Source organism: uncultured Algibacter sp. (genome assembly GCF_947495925.1).
Lineage (GTDB): Bacteria > Bacteroidota > Bacteroidia > Flavobacteriales > Flavobacteriaceae > Algibacter_E.
The window spans coordinates 1-18,435 of record NZ_CANMAU010000007.1 but is presented as its reverse complement, the minus strand read 5'-3'; the positions used below and the strand labels follow the sequence as shown (position 1 = coordinate 18,435).

The 18,435-nt window shown below is 34.3% G+C and carries 13 protein-coding genes; 10 read left to right on the top strand and 3 right to left on the bottom strand.

All coding sequences use genetic code 11. The features are described from left to right. Positions 1 to 8 precede the first annotated feature (8 nt). Positions 9 to 3,251, bottom strand: a complete 3,243-nt coding sequence (locus Q0857_RS14700; protein WP_298536820.1) for a DUF1553 domain-containing protein — start codon at positions 3,249 to 3,251, stop codon at positions 9 to 11. Positions 3,252 to 3,426: 175 nt separating this feature from the next. Between Q0857_RS14700 and Q0857_RS14695 the strand changes: the two genes are divergently transcribed. Further along, a complete protein-coding gene (locus Q0857_RS14695) occupies positions 3,427 to 4,308 on the top strand; it encodes an AraC family transcriptional regulator (RefSeq protein ID WP_298536817.1) in 882 nt (293 codons plus the stop codon). Next, on the top strand, positions 4,301 to 5,170 hold the full coding sequence (locus Q0857_RS14690) for a helix-turn-helix domain-containing protein (RefSeq protein ID WP_298536815.1): 870 nt from the start codon (positions 4,301 to 4,303) through the stop codon (positions 5,168 to 5,170). Before Q0857_RS14695 ends, Q0857_RS14690 begins: the two co-directional genes overlap by 8 nt. Here Q0857_RS14690 and Q0857_RS14685 read toward each other — a convergent pair. Continuing rightward, positions 5,167 to 7,608 (bottom strand): helix-turn-helix domain-containing protein, encoded by a 2,442-nt coding sequence (locus tag Q0857_RS14685; protein ID WP_298536812.1) that lies wholly within the window; start codon positions 7,606 to 7,608, stop codon positions 5,167 to 5,169. The two genes, Q0857_RS14690 and Q0857_RS14685, sit on opposite strands and share 4 nt — an antisense overlap. A 382-nt stretch (positions 7,609 to 7,990) precedes the next feature. Between Q0857_RS14685 and Q0857_RS14680 the strand changes: the two genes are divergently transcribed. The 8 genes from Q0857_RS14680 (at position 7,991) to Q0857_RS14645 (ending at position 16,845) form a co-directional block, all read left to right on the top strand. Then, positions 7,991 to 9,538 carry a class I SAM-dependent DNA methyltransferase gene (locus tag Q0857_RS14680; protein WP_298536810.1) on the top strand — a complete coding sequence of 516 codons (1,548 nt, stop codon included), beginning with the start codon at positions 7,991 to 7,993 and terminating at the stop codon, positions 9,536 to 9,538. Then, on the top strand, positions 9,535 to 10,746 hold the full coding sequence (locus Q0857_RS14675; RefSeq protein ID WP_298536807.1) for a restriction endonuclease subunit S: 1,212 nt from the start codon (positions 9,535 to 9,537) through the stop codon (positions 10,744 to 10,746). Before Q0857_RS14680 ends, Q0857_RS14675 begins: the two co-directional genes overlap by 4 nt. A 36-nt stretch (positions 10,747 to 10,782) precedes the next feature. Next, positions 10,783 to 11,247 (top strand): GxxExxY protein, encoded by a 465-nt coding sequence (locus Q0857_RS14670; protein ID WP_298536804.1) that lies wholly within the window; start codon positions 10,783 to 10,785, stop codon positions 11,245 to 11,247. 11 nt (positions 11,248 to 11,258) lie between these two features. Further along, on the top strand, positions 11,259 to 12,284 hold the full coding sequence (gene rhuM / locus Q0857_RS14665; RefSeq protein WP_298536802.1) for a RhuM family protein: 1,026 nt from the start codon (positions 11,259 to 11,261) through the stop codon (positions 12,282 to 12,284). Then, positions 12,277 to 15,405, top strand: a complete 3,129-nt coding sequence (locus tag Q0857_RS14660) for a type I restriction endonuclease subunit R (RefSeq protein WP_298536799.1) — start codon at positions 12,277 to 12,279, stop codon at positions 15,403 to 15,405. Before rhuM ends, Q0857_RS14660 begins: the two co-directional genes overlap by 8 nt. Positions 15,406 to 15,412: 7 nt before the next feature. Then, a complete protein-coding gene (locus Q0857_RS14655; protein WP_298536796.1) occupies positions 15,413 to 15,643 on the top strand; it encodes a hypothetical protein in 231 nt (76 codons plus the stop codon). Between the two features lie 406 nt (positions 15,644 to 16,049). After that, positions 16,050 to 16,460 carry a hypothetical protein gene (locus tag Q0857_RS14650; protein WP_298536793.1) on the top strand — a complete coding sequence of 137 codons (411 nt, stop codon included), beginning with the start codon at positions 16,050 to 16,052 and terminating at the stop codon, positions 16,458 to 16,460. 109 nt (positions 16,461 to 16,569) lie between these two features. Then, the gene (locus Q0857_RS14645) at positions 16,570 to 16,845 is read left to right on the top strand and encodes a GIY-YIG nuclease family protein (RefSeq protein WP_298536790.1); all 276 of its coding nucleotides are present in this window, start codon (positions 16,570 to 16,572) and stop codon (positions 16,843 to 16,845) included. A gap of 95 nt (positions 16,846 to 16,940) precedes the next feature. Here Q0857_RS14645 and Q0857_RS14640 read toward each other — a convergent pair whose 3' ends face one another. Beyond that, positions 16,941 to 18,272 (bottom strand): exonuclease domain-containing protein, encoded by a 1,332-nt coding sequence (locus tag Q0857_RS14640; protein WP_298536787.1) that lies wholly within the window; start codon positions 18,270 to 18,272, stop codon positions 16,941 to 16,943. Between the last annotated feature and the right edge of the window lie 163 nt (positions 18,273 to 18,435).

Here is an 18,435-nt window from a genome sequence, read left to right as displayed (position 1 = left end):
TATCAATATTATCGTTTTGTAATAAAAGCATCTGAATTTATAATAGTGGATGCTATAACTGCATTTGCAGCCACTAAAGCTTTGTCGTCGTTAGCTGCCAAAGTATATGCTCCAAGACTAATCCAACCTTCTGCTTTAGCTTCATTTTTTCTAAATTTTTCTAACTCAGAAATTTGTAAAGCTCTTAAAACTTCCAATTCATTTGGGTGAATCTTTCTTCCAGTAAGTTTTCTAAAAGCCAAAGAAATAGCTTGGTCAATATCTTTGTAACTGGCCATTTTTTTTCCTAAAACTCTTGCGGCCTCAATAAACGTAGGATCATTTAACAATACTAACGCTTGCAACGGTGTATTAGTTTCTTGACGCCTTGTGGTACATAAATCTCGTGTGGGTGCATCGAATGTCGCCAGTGTTGGATGAGGAACAGTACGCTTCCAAATAGTATACATACTTCTTCTATACAATTCTTCCCCAGTACTTTCATGATAAGTATCTCCATTTACTTTCCATAACCCTGGAGGTTGATAAGGGCTTACACTTTCTCCTCCAATTTTTTCGTTTAATAACCCTGAGGCAAATAATGCATTATCGCGAAGCATTTCTCCAGATAAACGTTGCGCAGGTCCTCTTGCTAAAAATTTGTTTTCACCATCCATGGCAAGTAATGCTTCACTAGCAATACTAGTTTGCTGATAGGTATTAGACATCATAATTAGCTTGTGCAGTTTTTTAACATCCCAGCCAGACTCCATAAATTCTATAGCTAGCCAGTCTAATAATTTAGGGTGGCTTGGTAATTCACCTTGGTTTCCAAAATCCTCAGACGTTTTTACAATACCTCTTCCAAAAATATTTTGCCAATAACGGTTTACAGTAACTCTCGCGGTCAATGGATTATCAGGATGTGTTAACCATTTAGATAATCCAATTCTATTTTTGGGTAAACTATCAGGAAACGCAAAAATACGTTCTGGTGTACCCGGGAAAACAGAATCTGTTGGAGAATCGTACTGTCCCCTATCTAAAACGTAAGCTTGTCTTGGTGTTTCCATTTCCTTCATCACCATGATTTGTTTTACGTTGTTAACCGTATCCACTAAAACCAGTCTGTCCTCTTCAAGCTTATTAAGTGCATCATTATATGGTTTAGAATTAGCTGATAAGTAATACTTAACAAGTTTGTCTTTTTCAATAGCTGTTAAATCTGAGTAAGATTTCTTTTTAATTTGTTCTAAGGCCTCTGTATTTGAAATTTGTAAAACTTCAACGTTGCTTAATTCTTTTTCAAAAACTAATAAATTATCAACCGTTGCACCTAAAATACCTTTTCCTCTCCAAATAGCTCCAATACGCAATCCAGGTTCTAAACGAGGACTTTCTTTACCATAAAGTCTTAAACCATGAAAAATGATGTCTTTATATAAATTATCAAAATTCGTTTTGATTTGCAATTTTTCACCATCCATATAAATACCTACACCACGTGCTGTACTAGAACCATCATAGGTCATAGTCAACTGCACCCATCTTTCTTTTGGTATATCTCTTAAAGATTCAACAACAATCGCATTATCTGGCCATACATGCGCCAAAAGAGCTTCTATTTTATTGTCTTTGATTTTTAAATGATAGCCTCTAAAATTATGCAATTCAGGGCTATTCATTTTATGAAAAATAACGCCTGTTTCTAAATCTTCAGGTATAAAAACATCAATACCTATAGAGAACGCTTGATTTCTTTGATAAATACCAATTTTATCTAAATCCAACCAAGTATCACCATCCATAAACAACCCTTTTCCCTTTGCTCCTTCTTTGTAGATAGCTTTTTCATTATCTGCAAACTGCTGGCGCATGCGTATATTGTTTTTTTCACGACCACCAGCTAAATTTGTAAGTCTCTCATTATCAAAATTAAAATCAGCGACCAATTCCTTAGGCTTTTTGTTCGATGCAATTGTTTTATAACCTTCGTTTGCAATCCATTTGTTAGCTTTTTCTTGTTCTGCATTTCCGGTAGCTTCAACCTTTTCTTCTGTGTCATTTACAAGAGTTTCTAAATAGGCAATTACACCTTCTTGCTCTTTTGTAGGTAGCATCATTGCAGGCACTGGAGTTGCCAGATCCCATGGAATTAAACCCGTTTCATTAACATTATTAAAGAAACTATATATTTCAAAGTGATTTTTCTGTGAAATGGGATCGTATTTATGATCATGACACTTAGCACAAGCTACGGTGAGTCCCAAAAACGCTTGAGAAACAGTGGCTGTTCTATCAGACACGTATTCAGAACGAAACTCTTCATCAATAATACCACCTTCCAAATTCTGTGGGTGTAATCTGTTGAATGTGGTTGCTAATTTTTGTTCTTTAGTTGCATTTGGTAATAGGTCTCCAGCTAATTGCCATAATACAAACTCATCATAAGGCATGTTTTTGTTAAAGGCATCTATTACCCAATCTCTCCAAGGCGAAACATCTCTATATTTATCTACGCTATACCCATGTGTATCCGCATAACGTGCTAAATCCATCCAGTCTAAAGTGCGTTGTTCACCATAATTGGTAGATGCCAAAAGTCTGTCTATTTGTTTTTCATATGCGTCTTTAGAAGTATCATTTAAAAAAGCATCGATTTCCTCTAAAGTGGGTGGTAATCCTGTTAAATCTATGGATGCTCTACGCAATAGTAATTCCTTATCTGCTTTCTTAGAAAGTTTTAAATCCATCAGTTCTAATTTTGACTCCACAAAATTATCAATTGGATTCGCCACTAATTCTTTATTTTTCACATCTGGAACTTGATGCTTTTCCGGCTTTAAAAACGCCCAATGGTCTTTATACTCAGCACCATCTTCAATCCACTTTATCAAAACGGCTTTCTCATAATCTGACAGAGATAAATGGGAAGCAGGTTCTGGCATGATTAGTTTGGGATCATCAGTCATAATCCGATGAAAGAACTCACTTTTATTTAAATTCTTTGGTTTTATAGCATATTTCCCTGGACTTTCCGATAGCTCTGAAAATGCAGCTTCGGCAGTATGCAGCTGTAATCCACCTTTTATATTATCCTTATCTGGACCATGGCACAGGTAGCATTTATCTGAAAGGATAGGTTTTACATGCTGATTAAAATCAACTTCTTTCGGAAGCTTTTCATACTCTAGATAAACGGACTCTGGTAAATCGACGTTATTACATGCGCTAAATAATACAGCAACCAATATTAGGAAACTAAATCTCATACCTTATTCTAACTTAAATGTTCTGCTATTTTTGCAAATATAAAGTTAAGTAAAAAAAAAGGCTTAAATAAATCAGTCATAAAAATGTACATTTCCGATATCAACATGAGCTGCATTATGAATTAATTCCTACATTTGATTATTATCCAAAGTAATCGAATGTATTTTTTATTTAATGAACGACTTATTACAATCCTTAAAACTTAGATTAATTCATACAGGTTTTGAAGGTCTTGATCATAATTGGAATTATAAAAACGTACTAAGCCCGTTTGTTAGACTTATTTTAGTTACCGAAGGGCAGGCAACCTTACATCATACAAATCAGACGTTCAAGTTGGAACCCGGATATATGTATCTCATTCCAAGTTATACATCAAATAACTATAGTTGCAGTACATATCACAAACAATACTATGCGGGTTTCTTTGAAGAAATAAAACTGGGCATGTCCATTTTTAATATAAAACACTTTAATTTTAAAGTTAAAGCTACCAAATATGAAACCTTACTTTTTAAACGTTTATTAGAAATACACCCAAATAAAAAGGTAACAGACCAAACTCCAAAATCGCACATTAATCACTCATTATTCCAACAAGAAAAAAAGAACAAGAAATCAAGCACCGACAGTATTGAAACACAGGGTATCCTAACCATTCTATTCTCTAAGTTTATTGATAACAAAAACATGCTAACCAATAACACTACTGGTTTTAAAGATGATTTGAGTAATGTTTTAATCTATATTGGAAAACACATTCATCAAGAAATTACTGTGAAACAATTGGCAGAGTATTGCCATTTAAGCTCTGATCATTTTACAAAATGCTTTAATTATAGATTTGAAATTACACCAAATAAATACATTCAACTTAAACGCATAGAACGTGCTCAGTTTTTATTATTAACTACAAAAGATAGCATTCAACAAATAGCCGATCAAGTTGGGATGTCTAATACCTCATACTTCTCCAGAAAGTTTAAAGCGATAACAGGGTTTAGGCCAGGGAGTTTTAGAAAACAACAGTTAAACCGAGAACGTTTTTATGGTTAATCAATTTCAATCTTTAAAACTAAGCTTGATAAATGCGGGGTATTCTAATCTTGATAAAAATTGGAACTTTGATAACGTATTAAGCCCTTTTACAAGACTATTTCTTATCACCAAAGGAAATGCGAGCGTATACCATAATAGTCAAAAATTCAATTTAAAACCGGGGTTTTTATACTTGGTTCCGAGTTTTACATATAGTAGTTATAAATGTAATTTATATCATGAACAATTTTACGCTAGTTTTTTTGAAGAGTTAGGTAAAGGACTGTCTATTTATAATTTTACAAATTTTCAGTACGAAGTAAAAGCAAGTGAACTCGATACCATTTTATTTGAACGACTTCTGGATATCAACCAAAACAGAATGTTATTAAATAACGCTCCAGAGCATTATGACAATTATAAAACATTAGCTGAATTTGAGCAAAAAAATCAGGAACTAAGCGCTAGTGCTTTTACCGAAACACAAGGCATTTTAAAAATCCTCTTTTCAAGGTTTTCAAACGATGAAACTTCCTCCAAAAATAAGACCTCGAAATCCTTTTTTAATGCTGTACTCTATTATATTGTAGAACACCTTAACGCTCCCATAACAGTAAAAGACCTTGCAGCGTTTAGTCATTTAAGCGTCGATCATTTTTCAAGAAAATTTACGAAACATTTTGGAATGCGCCCAAGTAAGTATATTCAAAGTAAACGCATAGAACGGTCCATACTTTTAATTACAACCACCCACTATCCTTTAAAAAAAATAGCGACGCTTATAGGTTTTGAAGATTACAATTACTTCACACGCGTTTTTAAACAGCAAATCGGCGTAACCCCAAGTGCATATAAAAAAGGACGACAGCTTATTGGTTAAACTTTTTGATTTAAATCTGCTAAAACCAAGCGCAACTCCCCATAACTATATTTATCATCCACCTGATGTTTCAAATCCGACAAGTTTTCAAACTTTTTCTTCGGAATCAACACCTTCAACTCCTCATAATGATGCTCAGGAATTAAATCGGTAATCTTCACTTCCCCAGAATCCATAAAACTAGCCAAATGCCCAATAATAGTATTGGTATTCAACTCACGAACATCAGCAATCTCTTGCACCGATTTCCCAGACTGAAACAAAGCCAAAGATTCTTTTTTAGTATCTCCTTTTTTACGCTTTGGTTTAGGCGCTTCAAAAATATCTAAATCAGCCGAAGTCTCAATATCATGTTCCTCACAATACGCCCGAATCACTTTTAAAATAGCCGACCCATATTTCTCAACACGTGTTTTCCCCATCCCATTCACCTTCAATAACTCCGCTTTATTAGTTGGCAAAGTTTCACACATTTCATACAAAGCTTTCTGAGTAAACACCTGATAATGAATCAAACCTTTATCATCGGCAATATCATTTCTAAGGATCCGTAATTTTTCAAATAACTCTACATTACTAGTCCCCTCAACAACAGCCTTTCTAGATTTCTTAGGCTTCTCTTTACCAGAAAACACAGATTTAGCGCGTAACTCCAAAAATTGTTTTGAATTAAACTCGCTCTCCAAACCATTAAAATAAAGCATTTTAACAGTCAATAAATCCTCAAAAGCATCCAAGTGTTTTGTAATCTCACTACCAACTGCTTGATTATCCGTGGTAAACGCAAACGTCTTCAAAGACTCTAAAATCTTAGTTTCAGTCTCAACCTTAAAATACCCAATACCCTTTTTAAAACGTTCTTGTATGGTAACACTTTGTTCAGGCAAACCATCAGCCTCAGACAATTGTTTCAACTGCCCATTAAACCCATTCGCTACTTTCAAAAAGTTAGTAATAGTATCCTTAATAGGCAAAAAAGTATCTTCAATCTTACCCTCAATTACGTTTCTATTTCTATAATAAATATCCAGAATTCTGTTCAGCGGATATAAAAACTCATAAAAGGCAAACACTTCCGCAATCAAATCCAACTGAAAATGCTTCTGCGAATCTTCCAAAACATTTTCATCAGGCGCGTTCTGTTCTGCATTCTCATTAAATTGGGTAACGTTCCCATCACTAATAATCTGGCTAGAATGTATCTTGCTCTTCAACACCAAACCCTCTAAAGATTTACATCTACTCAGCGCCACATACGTCTGTCCATGTGCAAAAGCCCCCTGCGCATCAATAATCGCCTTTTCAAAGGTTAAACCTTGGCTTTTATGTATGGTAATACTCCATGCCAAACGCAACGGCATTTGGGTATAACTCCCTATTTTCTCCTCTGTAATCGCTTTGGTTTCAGGATCCACCGAATAATTAATATTCTCCCAAATCTCAGGCGTTACGTTAATATTAAAATCATCATCAGGGCAATGCACCACCACTTCATCTCTGTCTAACAAAATTACTTTACCAATCTTCCCGTTAAAATAGCGCTTCTCAGGGTTACTATCATTCTTTACAAACATCACCTGCGCTCCAACCTTTAAGTCTAAAGCCACAGCATTTGGGTAGGCATACTCCGGAAATTTACCATCCACTTCTGCATTATAGGTAAATGTTTTGGTCGTTAATTTATCCAACTCTGCCCTATTTGTAGCCTCTGCTTTATTATTATGGGTGGTCAACGAAATATAGCCAGCATCAGGCTCAGGTGTAAAATCAGGTATAAATCGTTTGTTTAATTCGTCGGCTTCAACAGCGGTTAATTTATTAGTTCTAATCGCATTTAAAATGTCAATAAATTTCGGATTCTCCTGCCTATAAATATGCTTCAATTCAATGGTAATCGCATGACATTGCTTAAAAGCCAGACTACTAAAAAAGAACCCATTGTTATACACATGCTTCAACAAATCCCACTCCTGCTCCTTAATCACGGGACTTAATTGTTGTAAATCGCCAATCATCAACACCTGCACACCACCAAACACCTTATTTCTATTTCTAAAGCGGCGCAACGTTCTATCAATCCCATCCAGTAAATCGGCGCGCACCATACTAATCTCGTCAATTACCAAAAGGTCCATACTCTTGATAATATTAATCTTCGTTTTGCTAAATTTTCGATTAAACCCCTTACTCGCATTCAAATCTGTATCTGGTAAAATCGGACCAAAAGGCATCTGAAAAAACGAATGTATCGTCACACCCTTTGCATTAATCGCCGCCACACCTGTAGGTGCCACCACCACCATACGTTTCAAACTGCTCATTTTCAAACGATGTAAAAACGTCGTTTTACCAGTCCCGGCCTTACCCGTTAAAAAAATCGATCGGTTCGTATTATTCACAAAGGCCCACGCTAATTCCAGTTCCCTATTCTCAATCATTAATCACGTAAAAATTTAGAATTTAAAGATACTTATTTGAATATTTTTTAGGGCGGGTTTTTATCGAAAAAAATAAAAACCGCGCTATCCGCTATATCTTCGTCGTACTGAACTTGTTTCAGTATCTCATCATGTACACGCTAACAATTAAAATATAAACATGCTATCAAAATTAGTACACCAGCACAACAAAGGATGCCACTCCTATCGCTCCCGCGCGTGTCTGCCAAAGTCAGTTTTAAACCGAAATACAATAGCTACTTGTAAAGGTCAATTTCCTATTATATAAATTTCTAAAAGTGCTATTATTCTGATAAAGATGTTTATTTTTAAGTTTTTATTAAAATTTAGTTTCCAAACTAATATATTTCTCATTACATAAATGGCAAAAATAGACAATAGCAGTTTTGAACAAAAACTATTTAAAGCAGCAGATAAGCTTCGTAAAAATATAGATGCTGCTGAATACAAGCACGTAGTATTAGGCTTAATTTTCTTAAAATACATTTCGGAATCTTTTGCAGAACTCTATCACAAATTGGAAGCGGACGAATGGTCTGACCCAGAAGATAGAGACGAATACATTGCCGAAAACACCTTTTTTGTTCCTAAACTAGCTCGTTGGAGCCATATTCACGCACAAGCCAAATTGCCTTCTATTGGACAAACCATAGATGAAGCTATGGAAGCAGTTGAGAAAGAAAACAAAGAACTTAAAAATGTATTGCCTCAAGTTTACGGTAAAGCAAACTTAGACAAAACCTCACTTGGTGAACTTATTGACTTAATCTCTAATACCGAACTACAAGCCGAAAACGAAAACTCTAAAGACCTTTTTGGTAGAGTCTATGAATACTTCTTAGGCGAATTTGCCAATGCCGAAGGAAAAAAAGGCGGACAATTCTATACACCAAAAGCTATTGTAAAACTAATGGTAGAAATGATTGAACCTTACAAGGGCAGAGTATATGACCCTGCCAGTGGTTCTGGAGGAATGTTTGTAATGAGTGAAAAGTTTGTAACCGAACATAGCGGAAACATAAAAGACATTACGGTTTACGGACAAGAAAGCAACCAAACCACTTGGAAACTCTCTAAAATGAACCTTGCCATACGCAACATAAACAGCAAGTTTGTAGCTTGGAATACTGAAGGTACATTTTTAAAAAATGCACACCCCGATTTAAAAGCCGACTTTATTCTTGCCAATCCACCTTTTAACCAAAAAGATTGGGGCGTTGATATTTTACAAGAAGATGCACGTTGGAAATATGGTACACCACCAAACGGAAATGCCAATTACGGTTGGATGCAACATATGCTTTACCATTTATCACCACGTGGTGTAATGGCAACGGTTTTATCTAACGGTTCTTTAAGCTCTAATACTTCTGGCGAAGGTGATATACGTAAAAACTTAGTAGATGCCGATTTGGTAGAATGTATTGTAGCATTACCAAAGCAATTGTTTTATAACACAGGTATTCCTGCGTGTATTTGGTTTTTGCGTAGAGAAAAAAGCAACCATAGTAAAGAAGTATTATTTATAGATGCATCAGAACTAGGCTATATGAAATCTCGTGTACATAGAGATTTTACAGAAGAAGACATTACCAAAATACGAGACACCTATCTCAATTGGCGTAACGTCATTGCGAGGACGAAGGACGAAGCAATCTCATCATCGCAATCTCTTTACCAAGACATCAAAGGCTTTTGCAAATCCGCAACTTTAGAAGCCATACAAAAACACAGCTACGTACTCACACCAGGACGATACGTAGGCATACCAGATGAAGAAGATGATGGTATTACTTTTGAAGAAAAAATGCAGTCATTGACTGTTTTATTAAAGCAACAAATGGATAAAGAGCAGGAGTTGAACAAAGACATTGCTACACAACTGGCTAAAATTGGGATGAGTTTATGAGTAGTGTAGATAACATACCTAATGGATGGGAAGAAACTACTTTGGGTGAGGTAATAAATATAATTGGCGGAGGAACACCAAAAACAAAAATTCCTGAATACTGGGATGGTGAAATACCTTGGCTTTCGGTTGTTGATTTTAATAACGATAATCGTTGGGTTTCAACTACTGAAAAGTCAATAACCGAATTGGGTTTAAATAAAAGTTCAACAAAACTTTTAAACGTTGGTGATATTATTATTTCTGCAAGAGGTACAGTTGGAGCAATGGCTCAACTAAAAAAGGAAATGGCGTTCAACCAATCTTGTTATGGTATAAGAGAAGTTAAAGATGTTTCTGATAAAGACTTTTTATTCTATTTAATCAAACATAGTTTAAAAAAAATTAATAGAAATACTTATGGAGCAGTCTTTGATACGATTACAACCAAAACTTTTGATGTAATTAACATCAACCTTCCACCATTACCAGAACAAAAAGCCATAGCAAATATCCTTACCGCTTTTGATGATAAAATAGAAAACCTACAAGTCCAAAACAAAACCCTAGAACAAACCGCACAAACTATTTTTAAAGAATGGTTTGACAAATACCAAGTAGGTGATGAATTGCCTGAGGGATGGAGAATTGGTGCAATAGGTGATTTAGTAGAAATTCGAAGAGGTGGGTCACCTAGACCTATTAAAGATTATATTTCCGATAGTGGTTATCATTGGTTAAAAATTTCAGATGCAACAGCAACGGTATCACCTTACATTTTTGAAATAAAAGAGTTCATAAGAAAGGAAGGATTAAAAAAAACCACTCTAAAGAAAAAAGGTGATTTAGTTCTTTCAAATAGTGCAACACCAGGATTACCAAAAATTTTAGAAATTGACACGTGTGTTCACGATGGTTGGATGCATTTTCCAGAATCAAAAGTTTCAAACGAGTTTTTATACTTACTGTTTCTAGAAATTAGGCCAAGGCTTGTGCAACAAGGTAGTGGTAGTGTTTTTGTTAATTTAAAAACAGATATTTTAAGAGAATATCCGCTTGTTATTCCAAAAAAATCTGTTTTTGAAAATTTTGATGAAATCATAAAACCAATATTTCATAAAATCAAAAACAATGCACAACAAATCCAAACACTCAAAAAAACAAGAGATACCCTATTACCTAAATTAATGAGTGGGCAGTTGCGGGTAAAAATGTCTGAACACGATTGATAGGATGAAACAAGATGGACAAGATTTTTTAAAAGAATGAAAAAAACAGATTACACCAATAGTATCAATGCATTAACTCATAAGATAATAGGTTGTGCTATGGCTGTACATAAAACTTTAGGTAATGGTTTTCAAGAAGTAATCTATCAAAGAGCCTTGGCAATTGAGTTTTCTTATCAAAACTTAGAATTTGAAAGAGAAAAAGAAATGGGTTTAAGTTATAGAGGATATGACATAGGAACTAGAAGAGTTGATTTTTTTGTAGAACAATTAGTAATGGTAGAAATAAAAGCTATTGAAAAACTAGAGAATGTACACAAAGCACAAGCAATAAATTATTGTGAAGCTTACAATATTGCAGATGGCTTATTGATAAATTTTGGTTCGCAAAGCCTTGACTTTAAAAGAGTGTACAACAAAAATCTTGTGAGTCCTGATAATCAAAAAAATCCTGTTCAAGACAATAACCAAGGCAATCCCCAAATCAATAAAAAATCATAGTTCAGACAATTATGGATAACAAACTACAACCATCAGACGAGCTATCTAACTTTTTGCTCTATACCACACCAGAGGGCAATGTTAATGTAGAAATATATTTTCAAAACGAAACCGTGTGGCTTACGCAACAAAAAATGGCAACCCTTTTTGGGGTTGGTAAAGCGGCTATCAGTAAGCATTTGGCTAATATTTATGAGTCGGGTGAATTGCAAAGAGAAGCAACTGTTTCCAAAATGGAAACAGTTCAGCAAGAAGGAAACAGACAGGTTACTCGTACTATTGAATATTACAATTTAGATGCTATTATTTCGGTGGGTTATCGCGTTAACTCTACTAAAGCTACGCAGTTTAGAATTTGGGCAACACAAACCTTAAAAGAATTTATTATTAAAGGGTTTGTAATGGATGATAACCGTTTAAAAAATGGCAAATACTTTGGTAAAGATTATTTTGATGAACTCTTAGAACGTGTACGTTCCATACGTACTAGCGAGCGTAGAATTTATCAAAAAATAACAGACCTTTTTCAAGAGTGCAGTATCGATTATGATGTAAATTCAGAAATTAAAAAAAACTTCTTTGCTTCGGTTCAAAATAAATTTCATTATGCCATTACGGGTAAAACAGCAGCCGAAATTATTCATCAAAAAGCTGATAAAGAACAACCGTTTATGGGTTTAAATACTTGGAAAAATGCACCCAAAGGGCGTATTCTAAAATCGGATGTGACTGTAGCCAAAAACTACTTACAAGAAAAAGAAATTAAACAACTAGAACGTACGGTTACTGGCTATTTTGATTATATAGAAAACCTTATAGAGCGTAGAACTTCTTTTACTATGGAACAACTTTCAGGTAGTGTCAGCAAGTTTTTAGAGTTTAACGAATATAAAGTATTAGAAGGCTTAGGTAAAATAAGTAAAAGACAGGCAGACACTAAAGCCAAGACAGAATATGATGTATTTAACAAAACACAGAAAATAGAATCTGATTTTGATAAAGAAATAAAACGACTAAAAGAAAAAGGAAATGAGTAAACTTTCCGAAAACACCATAGAACAATCTTTAATTGACCAATTAATTAGTCAAGGCTATAAATATTTTAATGGTACAGATATTTCGCCTATTGGTTCAACTCCGCAGCGTGAAAATTTCAGTTCAGTACTTTTAGAAAATCATTTTAAAGAGTCACTTGCAACACTAAATCCTACACTTCCAGAATCTGCTCGTTTAGAAGCCTATCAAAAGGTTGTCAATTTGGGTACAGAAGACATAATGGAAAACAACGAGCGTTTCCATACACTTCTTACTAATGGCGTAACGGTAGAATACACCAAAGAAGGCAGAACAAAAGGAATCAACGTAAAATTACTAGATGTAGAAAAACCAGAAAACAACAACTTTTGGGTAGTTAATCAATTGGTAGTTAAAGAAAATAATAACGAAAAACGGTTTGATGTTGTCATCTATGTAAATGGCTTGCCTTTGGTGTTTATAGAACTTAAAAGTGCCACAAGCGAAAAAGCCACCTTACGTAGGGCTTACGACCAAATACAAAATTACAAAAAGGCAGTACCAAGCATTTTTTATTACAATGCTATTTGTGTGATTTCAGATGGTATAGACGCAGGAACATCAAGTGTATCTGCACCATTTTCGCGTTACTTATCTTGGAAAGCACCAAAAGAAGTTGCTAATGAAGTAAGAACAGAATTGCAAATTCTTACCGAATATATGCTGAACAAAAAGACTTTGGTTGAGCTATTACGTTACTGTACTGTTTTTGAAAAAGAAGAAAAGAAAGACGAGAAGACAGGAATCATATTTCAAGTAAACATCAAAAAAGTTGGAGCTTATCATCAATATTATGCAGTACAAAAAGCAGTTGAGCAAACATTACGCGCAACAAACTCTAAAGATGGCGATAGAAAAGTTGGTGTAGTTTGGCATACACAAGGTTCTGGTAAATCTCTATCAATGGTTTTTTATAGTGGCCAAATTATTACGCATCCGCAAATGGAAAACCCAACCCTAGTCATACTTACAGACCGTAATGATTTAGACGACCAACTATTTGGTACGTTTGGAAATTGTGTTGGCTTATTAAGACAAACACCAGTACAAGCAGATAGCAGAGAACACATTAAAGAACTATTAAAAGTTTCTGGTGGTGGTGTAATATTTACAACCATTCAAAAGTTTGCACCAGCAGAAGGAAATGTCTATGAAACCTTATCAGACCGAACGAATATTGTTGTGGTAGCAGATGAAGCACACAGAAGTCAATATGGTTTTTCTGGTCGTGTAGTAGAAACAGATGATGGTTCAGAAATAAGATACGGAAATGCCAAGTATTTACGTGATGCGTTACCAAACGCCTCTTACATTGGTTTTACAGGCACACCTATTGAAAAAGAAGACAAATCTACACCAGCAGTTTTTGGAGATTATATTGATGTTTATGATATAAAACAAGCAGTAGATGATGGTGCAACCGTTCCTATCAGTTATGAATCTCGTTTGATAAAAATCAAACTTGACGAAAAGAAAGCGGCAGCACTTGATGATGAAATCAATAGTATTGAAGGTGCAACTGAAGAACAAATAGAAAAAGCCAAAAAGAAAACAACAACTATTGATGCTTGTGTTGGTGAAACGAGCAGAATGAAAGATGTTGCAAAAGATATTGTTTTTCATTTTACAGAAAGAGATAAAGGATTAGATGGAAAAGCAATGATTGTTGGTATGACACGAAATATCTGTGTTCGATTGTATAATGAAATAATTGCTTTAAAACCAGAATGGCACAATACCGATTTAGACAAAGGAACAATTAAAGTCATAATGACGAGTTCTACAGACGACCCAGCAATTTTTCAATCACATCATACCACCAAAAACCAAAGAAAAGATTTAGCAACAAGAATGAAAGACACCAATGATGCACTAAAATTAGTCATTGTTCGTGATATGTGGTTAACTGGTTTTGATGCACCAAGTATGCACACGTTGTATGTAGATAAAAAAATGCAAGGAGCAAATTTAATGCAAGCCATTGCACGAGTAAATAGAGTATATAAAGATAAACCAGGCGGTTTAGTTGTAGATTATATTGGAATTGGTCAAGACTTACGGAAAGCAATGGCAACTTATTTACAAAGTGGTGGCGAAGGTTCGCCTGTTGTAGATATAAAAGAAGCCATTGCAGGAATGAAAGAGAAATTTGAAATCGTAGAGCAAATGTTCAATGGTTTTGATTTCAAGCAATATTTTAAAGTTGATACAGCACAAAAATTACAAGTATTATTGGGTGCTCAAAACTTCATTTTAGCAGACCAAAAACTAAAAGACCGCTTTCTAAAAGAAGTGACTTTGTTGTCGAAGTTATTTGCAATGTCAATTCCAAGTCCAGATGCAGAAATTTTAAAAGACGGAGTTGCATTTTTTCAAGCTGTAAAAGCACGTTTAAACAAGTTTACAGGAAGTGGCGTAAAATCTGATTATGAAGTAGAAACAGCTATTAAGCAAATTGTAGATGATGCTTTGTCAAGTGATGGCGTAATTGATGTTTTTGAAGCAGCAGGCGTTGAGACACCTTCGGTTAGCATTCTATCAGATGAGTTTTTATTGGAAGTAAAAAATATGCAACAAAAAAATGTTGCTTTTGAATTGTTGAAGAAACTATTAAGTGATGAAGTAAGCATCAGAAAAACAAAGAATCTAGTACAAGGAAAAAAGTTTTCTGAAATGTTAGAATCAGTTGTAAAACGTTATCACAACAACCAAATAGATTCAGCTCAAGTATTAGCTGAATTATCAGAAATCGCAAAAGAAATGCGATTGGAAGACAGTAAATCGGAAGATTTAGGATTAACGCCAGAGGAATATGCATTTTATAGTGTCTTAAAACAAAATGACTCAACAAGCTTTTTGAATGATGACAAAATGAAAGAACTGATTCATACGATAGTTGACGTTATCAGAAAAAATGCAACTGTTGATTGGAGCAAGCGTGATGACGTAAGAGCAAAATTGCGACTAACAGTAAAGAAAATATTAATGCGCTATGGTTACCCTCCAGATTTAGCAAAACTGGAAGCTGACCGAGTATTAAGACAAGGAGAAGCACTAGCGGAAATGTTCTCTTCGGAGAATTAATTTTTCTATGAAAAACACAATTGAAAAATACATCTCCCTAAATAATAAACAATTCGGGAGATACAATTCTTGGAATCATTGCTACAAAGCTTTTGGAAATCCTAAATTAGACAACAATACTCTATCTTTAAACCTTGCCTTTTATTTAGCTAGTTGGGGTATGTATAGAGGTTCAAGTGGTTTGCTTCAAAAAGACTATAAAATTCATATTGGGGTTGTAAAGAAAATTATGGTTTAAGATGTTCTAAGAAAAGTGCTGTAAATCATTTATCAATTCCGAAAATATTAAAGGTTATTGAAGAACTTCAAAATCACTATAAATCTTTCGAATTTGAAACTTCAAAAGGTAAAATCAGACCTATTGCACCAACTGATACTTTAATCAGTAAAGTTCTTTTAGGAACTCTTGGTTGTGTACCTGCGTTTGACCGTTTTTTTATTGATGGAGTAAAAGAAATAACAGCAAAAAAAGAACAATTCAAATCACTTAAAAAATCAAGTCTTGAAAAACTATTTGAATTTACAGACAACAATACCAAAGAAATCACTGAAATTCAAAACAAACATAACGAATACCCTTTAATGAAATTAGTAGACATGTACTTCTGGCAGATTGGTTTTGACAAGAGTAAAAAGTAAAACAAATGAAATTCAAAGAAAAATATTCAAACGTCTCTTATTCAAAATTAAACTCAAAGCAAAAAGAAAACTACAACTTTCATAAAGTAGCTTCTGCATTGGCTAATTATGGATTTAATTCTATGCGTTTAAACGACGATTGGCAAGGTGCAGATTTTATTGCGGTTCATATTGATGGTGATGATATGCTCAAAATCCAATTAAAGGGGCGTTTTACATTAGCAAAAAAATATATAGATAAAAATATATACATCGCTTTTATAGAAAATGATACTATAAAAATATATCTACACGATGATGCAATTAATATGATGCCAGATAATATTAAAAACTCAAAGTCTTGGCAAACAAATGGCCTTTATAGTTGGGGAAAAACGCCCATGTTTTACAAAGATGTAATTTCAGTATTAAGTTGATAATAAGCGTCACTTCGAGGAACGAAGTAGTCTCGTAAAAGTAAACGTTAAGAACAATAAGACCGCTTCGTTCCTCGTGATGACAGTAAAAACGCAATGACTTGTAAACATGAAACCAGGATACATTTATATATTAACCAATAAAAACAATACCACCCTATATGTTGGGGTAAAAGAGCGTATCATTCAGCATAAAGAAAAGAACGATAAAAAGTCATTTTCAGCACGTTATAACTTAAACAAGTTGGTCTATTACGAAACATTTCAAATGGTTGGTGATGCCATTGGCAGAGAAAAACAATTAAAAGGAGGAAGTAGAGCCAAAAAAATAGCATTGATAGAAAGCTTAAATCCTAATTGGAATGATTTGTTTGATGAATTATAACGTCATTGCGAGAAGAGTGGCACGAACGACGAAGCAATCTCATGATTGAATACGATAAAATTAACAGATTGCTTCGTGCCTCGCAATGACATATCTCAATTCAACACCCGCCTAATAATCTTCTGCACATCACTATTATCCTGCTGCCGTATTAAAAAGGACTCTAATTCTTCGGTGTTGTTAATTTGTTCTGTTTTATCAATAAAACCATAGCCTACATATGTGCCTTGCTCAATCATAATAAAGGCATCTTCGTAATCGTATCTGCCTTTTTGTTTTAAAACCACATCTTTTTTGTTGTTTTTTAAGGTTTCTGTAGCTTGCAATACACGTTTATTGTATCGTTCAGGATATTCTTGCTCTTTACAAATACCTTTACAGGTATGTATTTTAAAATGGTTGCAGGTTTCAACACCTTCTTGCAAATGGCAATATTTTGGGCACAATTCAAATTGGTTACACAACAGTTCTATCTGTTGCCGGCATTCGGTTATAGAATGCAAAACCAATAGTGGATTTGGTGTTGCTTTAAGTGTATTATACGCTAAATGAATAATCCCTTTTCTATCAGTATAACTAAAAATAGCATGCATTTTAGGGGCACGTTTCGCTACCTGATTGTATTGGGGGTAATGCTTTTTTATAGCTGCATCCTCCATCAATAAAGCAATCAATTCACTACCAGAAAGTGAAAAGTCAATATCAGCCGTCTCTCGACACATCTCTAAAGATTTCTTAGTTTTACTATAAAAATGACTTAAAACACGCTTCTTAATATCTTTGGCCTTACCGACATAAATAATCTTACCTTTTTTATTTTTAAAATAATACACGCCAGGTGTATGTGGTAAACTATTAAAAACCGAAGTTGGTAAATGCGATGGCAATGTGGCTTCCTTAGATGATTTTTTCAAAAAGTCGTTAAACACTGTTTCTGCTCCCTCCTGATGTAATAACAATTCAAATAAAACAACAGTAGCTTCAGCATCACCTCTCGCTCGGTGACGACCATGAATACCAATGTGCAAGGCATTACAAAGTTTCCCTAAACTATACGATTTATGTCCAGGAATTAGTTTCCTAGCCAACCTTATGGTGCACAATTTCTTTCTGTTAAAGTCAATGCCTATATCTTTAAATTCATTACGAATCGCGTTATAATCAAAATTCACATTATGCGCTACGAAAATGCAGTTTTCAGTAAACGCCAAAATATCTTGTGCTATTTCAGAAAACGTTGGTGCATGAGCTACCATACCATTATCAATACCTGTTAGTGCGGTAATATAATCTGGAATAAATTGTTCCGGATCCACTAAAGATGTATACTCATCTATAACCTGAGTTCCATCATATTTAAAAATAGATATTTCGGTAAGCCTATTGCTTTTACCTGAAGTTTCAACATCTATAATGGTATAAATCATGATTTAGGATTAAATCTGGTGCTTTTTCTCTTTAAAGACGAATAAAGATATTAATAATCGAGATACAGATTTAAAATTTCAAAAGATTGTTGAGTTAATTGCAAAAAAAATCCTCAACAAATAAATGTTGAGGATTCAAAAAAGGCAACGACCTACTCTCCCA